This window comes from Bauldia litoralis, from assembly GCF_900104485.1.
GTDB classification, from domain to species: Bacteria; Pseudomonadota; Alphaproteobacteria; order Rhizobiales; family Kaistiaceae; genus Bauldia; species Bauldia litoralis.
The window spans coordinates 34,794-50,451 of record NZ_FMXQ01000013.1; the positions used below are offsets into that span (position 1 = coordinate 34,794).

A 15,658-nucleotide genomic window follows, 5' to 3' on the forward strand; every position below is an offset into this window, starting at 1 on the left:
AGACGTGCATCACAGCACCTCCTTCAGCCAGGCGGGTGGGTCGGCGCCGAGGGGATCGGTCCGTCGTGAGGGTTGGTGAGGTTGGTGAGGGTGAGGCTGCGCACCCTCCAGGCCGTAACCTGTTGTTTCGCAAGCCCTCCGTGAGGGTGGTGAGGGTCGTGAGGGTTTTTCGGGGTTCTCTGTCACGCGTGCGTGCGCGCCCGCGCATGCGTAAGGGTCTGGAAAACATTCACGACCCTCACGACCCTCACGAGCGCCCTTCAAGCCATTGATTTCGTTGGGGCACATTTCGTGAGGGTTGTCGGACCAACCCTCACGAGAATCGGCAACCCTCACCGGATTTTCGGCCGATGCCGATCCCGAACCTTCGGCCGAGGGCGCGATCTGGAGCCTCCAACGCGCCGCGCCCTGGTATTTGCCCGCCGATGCAAGGCGCAGATCGTAGTCGCCGCAGCGAAAGATGCGGTCGCGCATTTTCGGCAGTGCCTTGCCGAGCCGCACCCGTTGCGATTGATCGTTGCCTGTTCCGAGCGGCAATGGCGGTTCGAGCGTCTGGGCAATCGCGAACAGGTCAACGGTTCCGACCTCGGCCGTGCCGAAGCGATCCCACCATCCGGAGACGAAGGCCCGCCATGCCGCACCTTCGCTGTCGGACGCCTCCATCATCTCGTCGAGATTGCCGAGGAAGCCCGTGATGCGCGCGACCTCGAGCACGCCGCCGACGACATGCGCCCAATTCTCGAACGAACCAATGGTCCGTGACCCGCGGGGTTTACCCGCGTCTATCCATGCCTGGCAGAGAGTGAGGCAGGCGGCGACCAGCCGGGGGCGGTTCGCGCGCACCCACGTCATCAGGTCCGGATGGCGGAACCCGGTCCGCTGCCAGGGGCGTTCTTCATGGGGATCGAGCCGGATGCGCACGAGGCGGCGCGCCATCTCGTTGGAGAATTCGGGGTTGTTGCCGGTGGCGATCCACACACAGCGGATTGGCAAGCGCGTCATCTCCGAGACGCCGAGGATACGGTCCTCCCAGAAGGGTGCAGTAAGAGCGGCGGCGACGGCAGAGCTCTCGAGCTTGCTGCGCAGATTGTCGATCAGCACGATGGACGGGATCTGCCGCAGCTTGGCCGTGACGCGCTTTCGCCATTCCTCGTCGTCGCGTCCCTCGGTCATGACCGCGGCGCCAGCGCCAGTGAGAATGGTGGCGATCGCGTCGACCATCAGCGTCGCGCCGGTTCCGGGCGTTGGTTTCTCGATCAGATGCAGTGGCGTCGGCCCGTCGATCATGGAGCGCAGGAAGCCGAGCAGCAGCAGCGCCACGGCATGCGCCATTTCGGCGGGCGCAACGAAGGGGAAATCGCCGAGGAGGTCTTCGCAGATCAGGGCACGGGCGGCGGCGACCTCTTCTGTCGGCGGACGCGGCGGAATAGCTGGCACCTCGAAGCCCGCAGCCGGCTGATAGAGGAGCCGGGCATCGGGATGATAGCCCGGGCTGGTCAGCAGCTTGCCATTCCGGCCGAACACCGGCGTGTTGACGATACCCATCAGCACCGGCAGGCCCGGATCGGGCGTGGCCAGTACCGACTTGACGAGCGCCGTCGGCGGGTGTGCGGGCGCGAGGTCGCCCTGACGGTTGATGCGGCGCCAGACGGCGAGCCTCGCCAGCATATGGCGGAGCCGTTCCTCGGTCAGGGTCGCCGCGACCGGGCGGCCCTCGTCGTCCGGCACCACCCAGGTGGGGATGCCGGCGTAGCGAAAGAGCCAGGGCACCCGGTTGGACGCGAGCAGCAGGCTCCAAGCCTCGTCGACGGCCTGCGCGAGGTCGCCATTGTCGGAACGAAGCATCGGCAGCGATGTGTCCGGCGCGATGTAGTTGAGGGGCCGGTGCTGGCCGACCAACTGCACCTCGTCATCGTCCGGCCTGGGGAGAGCGGTCTCGATCACGGCGCGCACCGCATCAGCGCCACCGCGGAGGAGGAGATCGTTGAAGTCGTCGCCTTCTTCGGGCGGCAGCGCAATCGCGACCTCGCGGCCCTCGGCCCGCAGCCGCCGCGCGGTTGTCTCCGCGGCGCGCATACCGGCGCCGGATGCGTCATGGTCGGCAAGGATGATGACGCGCTCGGCCTCGGTAGGCAGTTGCACCTGTTCAAGACCCGAGGTCGACAGCGTCGCCCAGACAGCGAGACCAGGGCAGGCCGTGATGACCGCGAGGCCGGTCTCGATGCCTTCGCAAAGCCCAAGCACGCCGTTCTGCGCGATCGGCGCGAGACGAACAGCGCCGCCGCCGTTCTTGCCAAGCATCATGCGCGGCTTGGCGACCGCTGCCTTGGTGACCTTGTCCGGCGCCGCAGGAACAGTTTCCAAGTATGTCCGGTGGATGGCGATGATCTCGCCATCGCGGTCGCGGACGATGCCGATGAGCGCCGGGAAGCCGGTTCTGGTTTCCCAGTGTGTCAGATCGGGATGGAACAGCAGGTCGGCGGATTCCGGCACGATGAGGCGGCGGCCGCTCAGATAGGTTTCTGCTGGCGTACCCGTGACCGGACCAGCGTGGTCGAGAATGAAGGCGATTTCGCGCGCCGTATCGTGCTCAGGCTTCGCCGTCGGTGGCGCCTGACGGATCGGCAAGCCCGGCGACCATCCGGCGAGGTCGGCAGCTGTGACAAACAGTGCGGGTGGTCCGAGGCCGGTCGACTCCTCGATCGCGCTGATCGGCCCACCGCCAGCGCCGCCGTCGAAATCGTGCCAGTCGCCGGCATGATCGCCCTTGAGCGCGATCACGCATGAGCCGGTCTTGCGCGGAGCATCGCCGCGGATATTGGCGAGCCGCCATTCATCACCGACCCGCCGGCCGTTCGGGAACAACCGTGGCACCCAGGACTCGGCCGTTGCGCGAAGACCGGCGACGATCGCGTCGAGGTCGTAGCGGATCGCCGGCGCGCGAGCAGGCTGGGCATCATTGAAGTCAATCAAGGATCACCAGCCCGCGCTCCGCGCGCGTTATGGCGGTGTAGAGCCAGCGCGCCCTGTCCTCGCGCGTCCGACCAAGCCCATCGTCGTAGACGATGATGTTTTCCCACTGCGACCCCTGACTCTTGTGGCAGGTGATCGCGTAGCCCCAGACCGTTTCGATGAGTCCGCGCATGTCGCGCCAGTCGCGGCGGAGGCGCTCCGCGTCGAAAGCGACATGATCGTCGAAATGGCCCTTGTAGAAACGCTGCCGTCCCGAGACGGTCTGGCCATCCTCGGTGCGCACCGCAGCGCTGAAGACAAGCGGGCTTTCGTCGCGGATGTCCGAGAGATCGAGGAACATGCCGTTGACCAGGCCGAGGTCATGGCGGTTCTTGAGGCAGATGATCTTCTCGCCCGCGCCTCGCGGGTATGCCGCGGGGAAGCCAGCTGCCTGCTTCATCGCCGAGTTGAGGAACAGGCGCGTGGCATTCCGCCCGCAGATCACCTGGCCGCCGTTCAGGAACTGGGCGGGGGCAACATCCGAGCGCCGCATCTTCCAGACGAAGGTATCGTGCTCGCCGTAAGGAATGGGCTCGCTCTGCCGTGCCATGGTGGCAAGACGGATGATGGCGCTCTCCCCCGCCTGCCGGTGGATCTCGGTCAGCATCACGTCCGGTGCCACATCGGTGAAGGCACCTTCGCCCTTGATCGGTGGCAGCTGGCCGGGATCGCCCAGCACCAGGATCGGCTTGCCGAAGGCCAGGAGGTCTGTCGCCATCTCCGCGCCGACCATCGAAACCTCGTCGAGGACGATGAGATCGGCGTCGCGGACTGGCGACTGATCGTTGAGGATAAAGCGAGGCACGTGAATGTCGGCCAGCCTGAGCTCGAGCCGTTTCAGCCGTTCCATCGCGAACATCTGCTCGGCCGCCGGCAGACGGCCGAGGCGTTCCCGAAGCTCGGCGGCTTCCTTCTCCACTCGCTCGATCTCCTCCGGTGTCGCTTCGGAGACGCGGTAGATGAGGCTGTGTATGGTCGAGGCCGGCGTACCCTTCCGCGTCATCACGAGGGCCGCCTTGCCGGTGAAGGCAGCGAACAAGACGCCGCCGCCGCCCGCGCCGTCGCGGCTCGCCGCGGTCAGCCCAAGCGCATCGATCGCATGGCTCGTGATGGTGGACTTTCCGGAACCGGCATAGCCGAACAGACGGAAGACCTGAGAATGCCGGTGTGGATCGCCATACCAGTTGACGATCGCCTTGATGGCGGCGGCCTGCTGTGGTGATGGGGCGAAGGCACTCACGCTGCTTCTCCCATGGTGACGTGGTAGTCCTTCAGGACACCGCCGCGCCCGGGATCGCCGACCTCGCAGGACCGTACGAAGAGACGCCGGCCGTCGCGGAGCGTGCGCCAATGGCCGCGGCGGATATGCCAGCGCGGGCTGGCGTGGTTGCCACCAGCCGCAGTCGCGGCAGCGTTCATTCGCGCCGGGTCGATATCGACGATGTGCCAGCTCCAGCCAACCACGCCGGCCCGAGCGAACTTCGGGCGGCGCGTGCGCGGCACGTGCGCATCCGAAATGTTGGGGCCTTGCGCGAGGATGGCTAAGGCGCGCCAGACGGTCGCCGTCAGATTTTCCGCATATCTTCCGGCGATCGACACGTCTCGGAGTTTCGGGTTGATCTCCACCTCGGCGACACCATCGCCCCGGAAGAAAGCGCTCGCGAGGACGTCGGTGAACTGGTTTCCTGTTCGCCGCGCAGCAACGAGAAAGGCTTCAATCAGCTGGTTGACCTCGGTGACGAGTGCGATCACGGAGCTGACGTTTGGGTGCTCGCCCCCCACCTCGAACACGACCGCGTCGTGTGGAAGCCTTACGGATCCGATCAGCATGCGTTTGGCGACGGCTTCGACATCGTCGGAGTTGAAGCTCAGGTGATCTGGAAAGAAGTAGATCGGCGCGCCGATGAGTTGGCGAAGTTTCTCACCCTGCCAGAAACGTCGGGAGTGCAGGGCTACGTGCTTCTTGAGAGCATAAGCGGCCGGCATCATTGGGTGGCACTCCAGCAGCGCGCCGCGTAGGCGCACCAGCGACATAGATAGAAGTCGGGATTGGAGGCGACACGCGGCGGCAGCTCTCCGGCCGCGGCCGCGAGGATGATGTCGACGGCCTTGTCGGAGAGCGCCTGGGCCTCGGCCGCGTCGAAGGGGACGACCTCATGGTGGAGCGCCTGGGTGTCCTTGTTCAAGGCGGTGAACAGCGCCGCGCCAAGCTCCATGTAGGCCATATAGATCTGGAGCTGGGCGTAGTAGATCGGCTTCGACACCGCGACGCCGCGCTTGACGACGTCGCTCCACGACTTGGCATTCAGCGTCTTGTGTTCCCAGAGCGCCGGCCATGCGATGCCGATGTCGGGTCCGGCGACGATGGCCCCGTCGATATGACCGCGAATGCGGCCTCCAGCGATCGAGAAGCCGAACTGACCTCCATCTGGCCCCGTGTCGCGGAGGTCGAACCCTGCGGCACGCAGCCAGCGAATGGAGAGGGCTTCAAAGGTGTGGCCGGCCTCGAAGATGCGGAGGATCCGGCCGTCAAAGCCTTTCCCTTCGTCGACCGGGGCATGGGACAGCTCGTAGACGAGCTTGCGATGGCACGGCTCGCCAATCCGGCTGCCGCCGAGATAGTCACGTGGCTGCTGCTGGCGCTGGCGATCGACCAACGCGGCATCGATCAGACCATTGATCCGGTCCGATACGGCGCGATCGCGGCTACCGCCGTAGACGAAGCCCGATCCGTGATTGAGGTCGACCCACATGCGCTCGCCTCAAAAAGGGATCGTGTCGTTGAACGGGACATTTCGGACCGCGTCTGCTTGACGCTGCATCGCGTCCTGGAAGCCATCGATGCAGGCCTCGATGATGCGGTCGATCTCTGCGGCGCTCCGATCGTGGAAAAGCGTCATCAAGTCCATTTCGGTGAGCACCTCGGCGAGGAAGCGGCGCGCTTCCTTGATCGCCTGGATCTCGATGTCGGTCTTGTCGATCATCCCGTTGTTCCATTTGGCGAGCGCGGAGCCGGCATCGAGACACCGCATCGAGCAGAAGCGGTGATGCGGAAACCGGTCGAAGCGCAGGTGATGGCAGTAGCCGAAGCCCCGATCCTGGCGCCCGCAGAGGGCGCACGGGACTATCCGGCCAAGAGCCACATCAGGTCCGTGGCCTCCTCGGGCTCGTCCCGGATCCGCTGCGCTCCCAGAACCACGAAGCGGCTGATGGCGTTCGAGGCCATCGCCTCGAGGTCGGCGATGGTCAAAGAGCGGATGGGCTGGTGGAGCCGTCCTCTTCCTTCGAGCCATCTGCCGATCGCCTTCGCCGCCTCACGAGTGGTGTGCGCTTGCCATTCGTCGTCCGTCATGACGATCAGCCATTGAGCCAGGCAGGACCGGGCGGCTTGGCCGCAGCGGGGGAGGGACTTGCCGGTGGCAGCTGGATCTCCGCCGGTGTCTTTGCCGACCAGGCCGGCTGGGGCGATGAGCTCTTGGCGTTCCCGCGCGAGCGGCTCGGGCTGGCCGGCACATCCTCGCCATCCATGACCTTCCGCCACTCGGGCTCGTCCGGAACGACGACCCGGTCGAGCTTGTTGCTGTCGCCGTAGCGCGGGTCGTCGCTCGACTCGACCCTGATCTTGGCGACGAATGTGATGCCGGAGAGATCGGCGAGACCGCGGAGGATCCGCTTCTCCTTTGTCGCCTCGCTCATGTCCTTGGGATCGAGCCCAAGTGCGCTGTCGATCATTGCCCGGAAGGTTCCCTTCGAGATCTTCCAGCCGATTGACACGCCCTGCTCGTCGACTTTGCCGCCGGCGACCGTGAACAGCTGCCAGAACTTCCGTCGGGCATGCGGGCCTTCAGCAATGGTGAACTCGGCATCGAGCATGCGGACATCGCTGGAGGGGTCCTTGGGCGCCTTGAGGAGAGCCCGGTCGATCTCGGACTCGCCGTCGATCCCGCCAGGACGGATGCTCATCGCCACCTTGGCGAAGGTGCCGTCGGGAACAAGCTCGCCGGTCTTCTGCTGCTCGGCGTCGTTCATGTCGAAGCTCATGGGATCATCCTTTCGGGTTGGCGTTGATCTTGGTGAGGAGGGCGCCGAGGTCCGGGGTCTCGGTCACGTCGAGGCGGCCGCTGCGGTCCTTGGCAGGAAGGCCGAAGGGGTTGCCCGAGCGGCAGACCAGTCGGCGCACCTCGCCGCGCTCGGGCTCATGTCGCCAGCTGTCGCCGTCGGCGGCGAAGAAACTCATGGTGATCACCTGGTCGACGATCCCGGGAAGCTCGCGGGCCGCCTTGCCGCCTTCCATCTGCGGCTGCCAGGTGACCCGGTTGAACTCGTCGGTGACCCGCTCGAGGATGCCCACAAAGATCACCGTTCGTGCCGGCGCGTGCTGCAGGTGCTTGAGGAGCGCGATCACCTCGCGTGCCAGCAGACCGTAGGTGCCGCGGGTGTCGGGCTTGCCGGTCTTGTCGGAGAAGGATTCAGGCCGGGTCTTTGCCCAGGCCATGGCCTGGCGGGTGAGATCGGTGATCGAGTCGACGAAGATGATGCGCTTGCCGGCGATCATTCGGACGAGATCGGGATAGGTCTCGCTGAGATGCCGATAGTGGCCATCGGAGAAGAAGCCGGAGGGATCGGCCGCCGGATTGATGCCGCCGACCAGACAGGCGATGTCGAGCGCGTCGGGGAAGCTGCGCACCGGAATGCTGTCGCCCGCCCAGTCCTGAACCGATTTCATCCCGGCCTCGAGATCGATGCAGAGGGTCTCCGCCGGTGGCAGCGTCTTCAACAACGAGGTTTTTCCCGCGCCGCTCGGGCCGAAGATCGCCATCGTGGTCTTGGCGTTGGTTGTCGACAGGCGCTCGTCGGCGCTGACAATGCGAAGCGCCATTATCGTGCTCCGCCCTGGTTCTCGATCCGATACGAGGGCTTGCCGGTCTCGACCGTGCGCGCCGGCAGGAACAGTTCCCGCACCGGCCGTGGCCAATTGGCGAACGCCGCCTCGGCGACATCGAGCTTGATCTTCACGTAATCGGCCGGATCGTCGCCCCAGCTCTGGCGGATGATCTCGGCGGCATGGCGGAGCCTGTCCTGGTCCCACTTCACCCGCTTCGGCAGGTCGGCGATGACCACAAAGCCGTTGTCGTCGAAGCGGACGGTGCCGGTGTCCTTGCCGGCTTCCGCGCGGCATTGCCCGGCGCGGGCGCCGTAGCGGCGATCCAGCGCTGCATCGAGCTTGTCCTCGATGCAGCGAAGAGCCGCTTTCTGGGTGCCAAGATCGTCGAGCAGACAGGCCAGTTCCGGTGCCGAGAGGTCGGCGATCTCCGCGACGGCCAGGTCGCGGATCTGTTCGGTAACGATGAGAGGGGTGTTCATCGGCCGTCCCCTCACGCCGCCACGGCAAGGCGAGTGGCGATCGATCGCCGTGCCGCCACCGCTGAAGCCTGAAGGGCGCCACTGCTCCGCACCGCGATGTAGAGCGCATCGTGGGAACCGAGGCGTTTCTGGACCGGCATCACCAGGCCCTGATCCGCCGCCGCCATCACGCGGCGGGCCAGGCCGACCAGACGCTGGCGTTCCCTGGGATCGCGGACGCGGCCGCTTTCGCAGCGATCGAGCGCGAGGTGGCCCCGGAAATAGATGACATGGTCGCCCGCTTCGGCATCGACCAGCCAGTCGACAAGGCCGTTTTCGTCGAGCGGAATGGTCAAGAGCTCGGGCGGGGTGACGGAATGGCGGAGATATCCTGGCATCGGGCAAACCTCTCGGCTTCGGCCGGGAGGGGTGCTCACGACCGTTGGGCGTTTCGTTTCTGTCTGGCGCGAGGTGGAAGGAAACCGGCCTGGTCATCCCCGCTACTCGTAAGGTAGCGATCGAGGGGTCGGTTTTTCCCAGGAGGGGTCAGGGAGCGTCGAGGAAACGCAAATCGGCGAGTCCAACGGCCATCAGCCGGTAGCGGATTTCGCGAAGACGCCGATAGAATTCGCTCGTCGACAAGCCGGAAGCGCGCTGCGCTTCCGCCAGGTGGCCTTCGGCGACAAGTGCGGCTTCGGCGACAAGGCGAAGCTCGGGCGGCAGGATTTCCAGGAAGCGATGCAGTGCGTGGAGATACAGGATGTCATTGGCGCCTGGCGCAGAAGGGTCGGCAAGCGCCAAACCGGGTGAAGCCTCTCCGTCCCGGTCGTCATCACGATCGCTGTCTTGATCCAGCGAAGGGCCGCGCCGACGAAGGTGATCGGCATGGGCGTCGGCAACGCCCTGCGCCGCCTGGCGCGCCACCCGATGCACGAAGGGCGTCCACGGTCCGCGCCTGACGTCGAAGAACTTCTGTCGCTCGAGCAGAGCGAGAAGAACCTGTTGCTCGGCGTCCTGCCGGTCGGACCCGGAAAGCCCCAGGGTTCGTCCGACGCGACGCGCCTGATAGGCGGCCGCCGCCATCATCACCCTCAGCATCCTGGCATCGAGGGCATCGGGCTCGCTCGGATCGTCTACGCTGGCAGTCTCGGACATGGCGGTCACCCCGGATGGCTCGGTTGTGGTCTTGAAAGGCAGATGCGACTGGACAGACTCTTCCCGTTCCCCGGCGAGCCGTCGGGGCTCAATCAGAAATCGGAACGTGCCGGATTACGGCGTCAGGTTCGGCGGCGCGACTTGAACTCGCGGTAGACCGAAATCGCCAGTTCCAGGTCGCCCTGCATGTCGGGCGGCAGACGCGCCGCCTCGATGAAGGCGCGGTCGGTCGCCAGACCAAGCCGCTCGCAGGCGGCAATGATCAGCGAATTCTTCGGCGCCAGCTCAAGTCCCCGCTCGATGCGCGACCAATAGGCCGGCGAGATGTCGATCGACCGGGAGAACTCCTTGAGCGAGATTCCCGCTTCTTCGCGCCTGCTCCTGATCCACGGTCCAAAAGCCATGATGTCGCTCTCCCTCAAAGACCCTGCCAGGACCGAACGCCACGCAGGAGATCGTAACGCTCGAGCCTGACCCGGATGAAACTCTCCGAGACGCAATAGCGCTCGGCCAACGTGAAGATCGCCTCCTCGGCAGCCTCCGTCTCCAGCGCCGTTGCCTCGTATGCAGGCGCTCCGGAGATGACCGTCGAGGGCCGCGCCGCCGGCGGAAACCGGTGCCGCCTGGCCTGCCGCTGCCAGTCGACGCGCAGGAGCGACGGCGGAACCAGCAGCGCGCCCATGAACTCATTGGCGCGGACTTCACGCGGGTCCCGGAGGTTCTTCATCGAGGCAAAGCCCGAACGGACCGGCGCCGCAGGCGGAACCACAATCCAGCCCGGTGCGTCGAAGACCAGATGGCCGATCTCATGCGCGATCGTCGAACGCAGCAGGGTATCGGCGCCCTCGAGCATCGGTCCGTTCACCGAGACCAGCACGCAGTCGGGCGATGCCTTGTCATATTCGGTTACCCCCATCACCTGCCGGCCAGCCCTGTTGAGAACCCGATGGTCGAGATCCCAGGCAACGTCGAAGGCGATCCCGTTGATGTCGAGCCGTGACAGCCGCTCGGCCACATCGGCGAGGGGGAGCCGCCGCTCGAAACCATCCTTCGCCAACTGGCTGCGCAAGGCCCGGGCGACGCTCCAGATATCGGCCGCCGACAGCCGTTCCGGATCTGCGGTGAATCGGGAGTGGCGGTAGGCGGCGGTCACAGGGGTCATCAGGCTTCTCCGTCTCTGTGTTCGCTATTTGTTCTCACATCTCAACACCGGAGTCGAGTCACAATTGCGCGGTCACGCAACTGCTATCCCCGCAATCCCCAACACCTCCTGGGAAGAAATCGGGGCTCGACCGCTACCTGATCAATATGAGCAACGGCCTCGATCCCAACCTGATGAGCCCCGCTGAGCGCATCGCCGAAATCGCCGGGATTCTGGCGGCCGGGCTCATGCGTCTCCGGGCGCGACAGTCCACTCCTTTATCTGCTGACTTCGGAGAAAGTTCGCTCGACTGTTCCGACCACCAGAGCGGTCATGCCAACTCCAGAACGGAGAATGGCCGATGACCGACACGGTGCTTGCCCAACTTGCGAAACTGAAGACGACGCCGACGCCGGACCTGAAACGGCAGTGGCGGGATTTGTTCGAGACCGAACCACCGCCCTACAATCGGCGCTTCCTCGAAAGTAGGCTGGCGTACAGGATTCAGGAACTGGCCTACGGCGGTCTCAAGCCCGCGACGATCGAGCGGCTCAAGGCGCTGGGCGAGCAGTTCGACAGCGGCAAGGTCGATGTCCGAAGCAGGCGCTTCGACAACAGGCCGATCGCTGGCACCCGGCTCATTCGTGAGTGGCAGGGCGTCGAGTACGCCGTGACCGTTCTTCACGACGGCTATGAGTGGCAGGGGAGGCCATACCAGTCGCTCTCCGCCGTCGCCCGCGCCATCACCGGCACGCAGTGGAATGGCTGGGCCTTCTTCGGCCTGAAGAACCGGCGGGGGCAGGCATGAAGAAGCCGATGGTCCGCAAGCTCCGCTGCGCGGTCTACACCCGGAAATCCTCCGAGGAAGGCCTCGACATGGAGTTCAACAGCCTCGACGCGCAGCGCGAGGCCTGTGAGGCCTACGTCGCCAGCCAGAAGCCGGAGGGCTGGCTGCTGGTTCCGGACCATTACGATGACGGTGGGTTCTCGGGAGGCACTCTGGAACGGCCGGCACTGAAGCGGCTTCTCGCCGATATCGAAGACCGCCGCATCGATGTGGTCGTCGTCTACAAGATCGACCGGCTCAGCCGTTCGCTGATGGACTTCGCCAGGCTGGTGGAGGTCTTCGACCGCGGCGGCGTCACCTTTGTCAGCGTCACCCAGTCGTTCAATACGACGACGTCGATGGGCCGGCTGACGCTCAACATCCTGCTCTCCTTCGCCCAGTTCGAGCGCGAGGTGATCGGCGAGCGCATCCGCGACAAGTTCGCGGCCTCCCGAAAGCGCGGTATGTGGATGGGCGGCTGGACGCCTCTGGGTTATGACGTCAGGGAGAGAAAACTCGTCATCAACGAAACCGAAGCGATGGTCGTCCGTCGCATCTTCGAGCGCTTCGTGAAATGCGGCTCGGCCACCACCCTGACCCGCGAACTTTCCGCCGAAGGCGTTGTCAACAAGTACGGCAAGCCGATCGACACGGGGATGCTCTACAAGCTCCTCAACAACCGGGTCTATGTCGGCGACGCCGTTCACAAGGGCGCCGCATATCCCGGCGAACACGAGCCGATCGTCTCCAGAACTCTGTGGGACAGGGTCCATGCAGTCCTTGCCGTGAGTCCGCGAAAACGCGCCGGGAATACCCGGGCGCAGACGCCGGCTCTTCTGAAGGGCCTCATCTTCGGACCGGACGGCCGCGCCATGTCGCCGACTCACACCCGCAAGGGCGGCAAGTTGTACCGCTACTATGTCAGCCAGTCGGTGATCAAAGGCAGCGCCGACGACTGTCCGGTCAGCCGGGTGCCGGCCGGCGAGATCGAGGCCGCCGTCGTGGATCAGTTGCGCGGCATGCTGCGGTCGCCCGAGATTGTCGTCGCGACGTGGCGAGCAGCGCGGAACGAAGACGCGGCAATCACCCAGGCCGACGTCCGTGAGGCGATCGAACGACTCGATCCGATTTGGGAGGAACTGTTCTCGGCCGAGCAGGCGCGCATCGTCCGGCTCCTCGTCGAGCGGATTGATGTCGGACTGGACGGCCTTGATGTTCGGCTCAGGATCGAGGGTCTTGCCCATATGGTCCGGGATCTCGCCGGTGTCGCCAGCCCGATTCAGAAGGTTGCCTGATGGAGGCGGTGCCGACCCTCACCGTCCGGGTACCCTTTGTCATCCGCAGGCGGGGCGGCCGCAAGCTGGTCATCGCACCGGATGGAACCGTTGCCGCCCCTTGCCGGCACCATGTCGATAACGCCATGGTCAAGGCGCTGGCCCGAGCCTTCCGCTGGCGCGAGATGCTGGAGAACGGAGCGTACGCCACCGTCGGGGAGATCGCAGCGGCCGAAAAGATCAACCCGTCCTACGTGAGCCGGGTGCTGCGGCTGACGCTGCTGGCGCCGGAGACCGTTGAGTCGATCCTTGATGGATTGCAGCCTGCGGAGATGACGCTGGCGGTGCTGATGGAGCCGTTCCCGATCCCGTGGCGGGAGCAAGAATTGATCGCAGGGCCGCTGTCGCGCCATTCTTTCAGTCGATCGGCGCTCGTCGACCCATGAAAGCCGCTCTTGCATCCCAGATCTCAAGCTGCGGCGAAAGCTTCTCTGTGCCGGCCCAGATAGGAGGGATGTGGCCAAAGCTGTCGATCGACAGGTAGGTGAATTCGATCCAGCTGCTGTGCAAAAAGCACTCGCAACTCACTCGGCACTTTATTGTGCGAAACCAGCAAACCGAAGTCGTCCGTGAGGCTGATGAGATGTCGGTCGAAAAGCCAATGGCAGGTAGCCGAAAGCGCGATCCCATTCTGTACGACATCCGGTCCACCCTCAGCTACCGGCCAGATGTGAGCGGCCTGAGCCTCTGCTTTGCCGCCACCGTTGATGATGCGCAACCGTGTGACGGCGCATCGGCCGTCATATGCGTCAACGACAGCCCGCCGGAAGGCCGCATCTCTGATTTTTCGGTTCACGAGCATCTGTGCAATGCGCCGTTCTTGCTCCTCTGGTGCGGCGGACACCATCGCTAGGACTTCAGCGTCGGCGTGACGACTATCGAGCTCGAGACGAATGGCGTTTGCAGGGTCCAGGGTTTCGTGAAGACCGGCAACAGCGATGGCGCCGAATTCGTCCTCAGAGATCGTTCTTATGGACCGGCCTTGGAGGGCGGCGCCAATTCGAGACGGGTTCTCTACCTCGTTTAGTTTGCGCTCGTAGAAGCGTGCGCCTCGGCGCAGTGAGACCACGACATCGAACGGGAGAAAGTCATCGACATAGGCATATGAGAAACCCGACTTCGACGGGTCCGACTCGATCTGCGTCACCCTAGCGACCGCGACGTATCCCTCGCGGCCGTTGCCGCGCCGAGGCTCTCTGTAGACGATCCAATCCCCCATGGCCCGCTCGGCCTCGGCGAGGTAGCGATTCGGAAAATGATACCGCCGGGTGATGTCGTCGTCGTATCCGGTGCCGGATCGGGTATCGAAGATGGCCTTCATCTGGCTCGACCGTGGTCTGACGTAAGGAAGACGCCTGGACTCACCTCACCATGAGGGGTTCCGATTCACCCACCTCAACCAAGAAACCATACTTAACTCGCTGGCAAAATTTGGCAAGAAATGGCATGCTTTCCAACTGTTGAGGCATGAGAGTCGATTGATGCCGGACGAAATATTGACGCTGCCTGAAGTCGCTGAATTGCTGAAGGTCGGACAAAAGACCCTCTACACTTTGGCTCAAAGGCGACGACTGCCCGCGTTCAAGGTTCTTGGGCAGTGGCGCTTCAAGCGCGTTGATATCGATCGTTGGATCGAAGAGCAGAAATCAGCTGTGAAAGAATTCGTGCCGGAACTCCCCGCTCCGCAAACCAAGAAGCGCCCGAAGAAAATCAGAACTCGCCGAGGTCGATGATGAAAAACCGAAGCATCGCATGTATCGACCTATTTTGTGGTGCCGGTGGCCTCACTCATGGGCTGATCGCTGAAGGCCTTGATGTCGTCGCAGGCATAGACGTCGATGACGCCTGTCGTCACCCATTCGAAACCAACAACGCTTCGCGGTTCATTAAAGCAAATGTAGAGCAAGTATCTTCGAAGCGGATCAACGCGCTATTCGGTGATGCTGAGATCCGTGTTCTGGCTGGGTGTGCCCCCTGCCAGCCGTTCTCAACCTATGCGCAACGATACGACGTGGTCGGAAGTCCTCGATGGGCCCTTTTGAAGCATTTCGGCCGTTTGATCAAAGACACGCGACCCGAATTGATAACGATGGAGAATGTGCCGTCGGTAACCAAGCACGCCGTATTCGACGAGTTTGTCGAGGCTTTGGAGGATTCAGGATACAACGTGCACCGAGAGGTGATCGATAGTAGCCGGTTTGGCCTACCTCAACGTCGACGACGCATGGTGCTGCTGGCATCCTTGCTGGGCCCAATTGGACTCATTCCATCCACGCATGAGCGACCGGTAACCGTTCGCTCGGCCATCGGCCGACTGCCGCCGATCACACAGGGTGGAACGTATGCGAAGGATCAGCTGCATGCCGCATCCAAGCTGTCTGATTTAAACCTAGAGAGAATTCGCGCGTCGCGCCCTGGAGGGACTTGGCGCGATTGGCCGAAGCACCTCGTCGCCGAATGCCACCGGCGTGAAACCGGCCACACCTACCCTGGGGTCTATGGGCGGATGGTCTGGGACGAGCCAGCCCCTACATTGACGACCCAATTCTACGGTTTCGGAAATGGTCGCTTCGGTCACCCCGAGCAAGATCGCGGAATCTCATTGCGCGAAGGCGCGGTACTTCAAGGATTTCCGGACTCCTATTCTTTTTTGCCCCACGGCGCTCCGATCCAGTTCAAAGCTCTGGGCCGTATGATCGGGAATGCCGTCCCTGTCGTTCTTGGCAGGGTCATTGGCCAAAGCATCTCCGCACACCTCGACTTCGAAGCAGAGCAGCCAACTCGCATAACGACGGGAGCCGTCGCAGATGTCGCGCTTAAGTCCCTCGTCGCCTGAGGCCAGCCGTC

General features: G+C 64.1%; 18 protein-coding genes. 5 read left to right on the forward strand and 13 right to left on the reverse strand.

Going from position 1 to position 15,658, the window contains the following annotated elements; translation table 11 throughout:
* Positions 1–9: 9 nt before the first annotated feature.
* The 12 genes from BLT60_RS22805 to BLT60_RS22865 form a co-directional block, all read right to left on the reverse strand.
* Positions 10–2,973, reverse strand: coding sequence for a DUF7146 domain-containing protein (locus BLT60_RS22805; protein ID WP_090880860.1), 2,964 nt, complete (start codon positions 2,971–2,973; stop codon positions 10–12).
* Positions 2,966–4,252, reverse strand: coding sequence for an ATP-dependent DNA helicase (locus tag BLT60_RS24850; RefSeq protein ID WP_090880862.1), 1,287 nt, complete (start codon positions 4,250–4,252; stop codon positions 2,966–2,968). The genes BLT60_RS22805 and BLT60_RS24850 overlap by 8 nt, the downstream gene beginning before the upstream one ends.
* The gene (locus tag BLT60_RS24855) at positions 4,249–5,001 is read right to left on the reverse strand and encodes a hypothetical protein (protein ID WP_139167932.1); all 753 of its coding nucleotides are present in this window, start codon (positions 4,999–5,001) and stop codon (positions 4,249–4,251) included. The genes BLT60_RS24850 and BLT60_RS24855 overlap by 4 nt, the downstream gene beginning before the upstream one ends.
* Positions 4,998–5,765: a PD-(D/E)XK nuclease family protein gene (locus BLT60_RS22820; protein WP_090880868.1), complete on the reverse strand. Its 768-nt coding sequence runs from the start codon at positions 5,763–5,765 to the stop codon at positions 4,998–5,000. The genes BLT60_RS24855 and BLT60_RS22820 overlap by 4 nt, the downstream gene beginning before the upstream one ends.
* A 9-nt stretch (positions 5,766–5,774) precedes the next feature.
* Complete coding sequence (locus BLT60_RS25005; protein WP_342028635.1) at positions 5,775–6,305, reverse strand: DUF6511 domain-containing protein; 531 nt, start codon at positions 6,303–6,305, stop codon at positions 5,775–5,777.
* 64 nt (positions 6,306–6,369) lie between these two features.
* Entirely contained in the window at positions 6,370–7,053 is a 684-nt protein-coding gene (locus BLT60_RS22835; RefSeq protein ID WP_090880873.1) for a hypothetical protein, read from the reverse strand.
* 4 nt (positions 7,054–7,057) lie between these two features.
* The gene (locus BLT60_RS22840; protein WP_090880876.1) at positions 7,058–7,891 is read right to left on the reverse strand and encodes an ATP-binding protein; all 834 of its coding nucleotides are present in this window, start codon (positions 7,889–7,891) and stop codon (positions 7,058–7,060) included.
* On the reverse strand, positions 7,891–8,376 hold the full coding sequence (locus BLT60_RS22845; protein ID WP_090880879.1) for a hypothetical protein: 486 nt from the start codon (positions 8,374–8,376) through the stop codon (positions 7,891–7,893). The genes BLT60_RS22840 and BLT60_RS22845 overlap by 1 nt, the downstream gene beginning before the upstream one ends.
* Positions 8,377–8,387: 11 nt before the next feature.
* Positions 8,388–8,753 carry a hypothetical protein gene (locus BLT60_RS22850; protein WP_090880882.1) on the reverse strand — a complete coding sequence of 122 codons (366 nt, stop codon included), beginning with the start codon at positions 8,751–8,753 and terminating at the stop codon, positions 8,388–8,390.
* 148 nt (positions 8,754–8,901) lie between these two features.
* Positions 8,902–9,438, reverse strand: a complete 537-nt coding sequence (locus tag BLT60_RS22855) for a sigma-70 RNA polymerase sigma factor region 4 domain-containing protein (RefSeq protein ID WP_244521405.1) — start codon at positions 9,436–9,438, stop codon at positions 8,902–8,904.
* A 194-nt stretch (positions 9,439–9,632) separates the two neighbouring features.
* Positions 9,633–9,914 carry a helix-turn-helix domain-containing protein gene (locus BLT60_RS22860; RefSeq protein WP_090880887.1) on the reverse strand — a complete coding sequence of 94 codons (282 nt, stop codon included), beginning with the start codon at positions 9,912–9,914 and terminating at the stop codon, positions 9,633–9,635.
* Positions 9,915–9,928: 14 nt separating this feature from the next.
* Positions 9,929–10,672 (reverse strand): ImmA/IrrE family metallo-endopeptidase, encoded by a 744-nt coding sequence (locus BLT60_RS22865; RefSeq protein ID WP_090880890.1) that lies wholly within the window; start codon positions 10,670–10,672, stop codon positions 9,929–9,931.
* Positions 10,673–11,012: 340 nt separating this feature from the next.
* Here BLT60_RS22865 and BLT60_RS22875 point away from each other — a divergent pair, with 340 nt between their 5' ends.
* From BLT60_RS22875 to BLT60_RS22885, 3 genes are read left to right on the forward strand one after another with little or no spacing between them, the layout of a single operon-like run.
* Positions 11,013–11,459, forward strand: coding sequence for a DUF2924 domain-containing protein (locus tag BLT60_RS22875; RefSeq protein ID WP_090880896.1), 447 nt, complete (start codon positions 11,013–11,015; stop codon positions 11,457–11,459).
* A complete protein-coding gene (locus tag BLT60_RS22880) occupies positions 11,456–12,772 on the forward strand; it encodes a recombinase family protein (protein ID WP_090880899.1) in 1,317 nt (438 codons plus the stop codon). Before BLT60_RS22875 ends, BLT60_RS22880 begins: the two co-directional genes overlap by 4 nt.
* Positions 12,772–13,197 (forward strand): hypothetical protein, encoded by a 426-nt coding sequence (locus tag BLT60_RS22885; protein WP_090880903.1) that lies wholly within the window; start codon positions 12,772–12,774, stop codon positions 13,195–13,197. The genes BLT60_RS22880 and BLT60_RS22885 overlap by 1 nt, the downstream gene beginning before the upstream one ends.
* A gap of 23 nt (positions 13,198–13,220) precedes the next feature.
* Here BLT60_RS22885 and BLT60_RS22890 read toward each other — a convergent pair whose 3' ends face one another.
* Entirely contained in the window at positions 13,221–14,132 is a 912-nt protein-coding gene (locus BLT60_RS22890) for an HNH endonuclease (protein ID WP_090880906.1), read from the reverse strand.
* 160 nt (positions 14,133–14,292) lie between these two features.
* Between BLT60_RS22890 and BLT60_RS22895 the strand changes: the two genes are divergently transcribed.
* Positions 14,293–14,544: a helix-turn-helix domain-containing protein gene (locus tag BLT60_RS22895; protein WP_090880908.1), complete on the forward strand. Its 252-nt coding sequence runs from the start codon at positions 14,293–14,295 to the stop codon at positions 14,542–14,544.
* Positions 14,544–15,647 (forward strand): DNA cytosine methyltransferase, encoded by a 1,104-nt coding sequence (locus BLT60_RS22900; RefSeq protein WP_090880949.1) that lies wholly within the window; start codon positions 14,544–14,546, stop codon positions 15,645–15,647. Before BLT60_RS22895 ends, BLT60_RS22900 begins: the two co-directional genes overlap by 1 nt.
* The last annotated feature ends 11 nt before the right edge of the window (positions 15,648–15,658 follow it).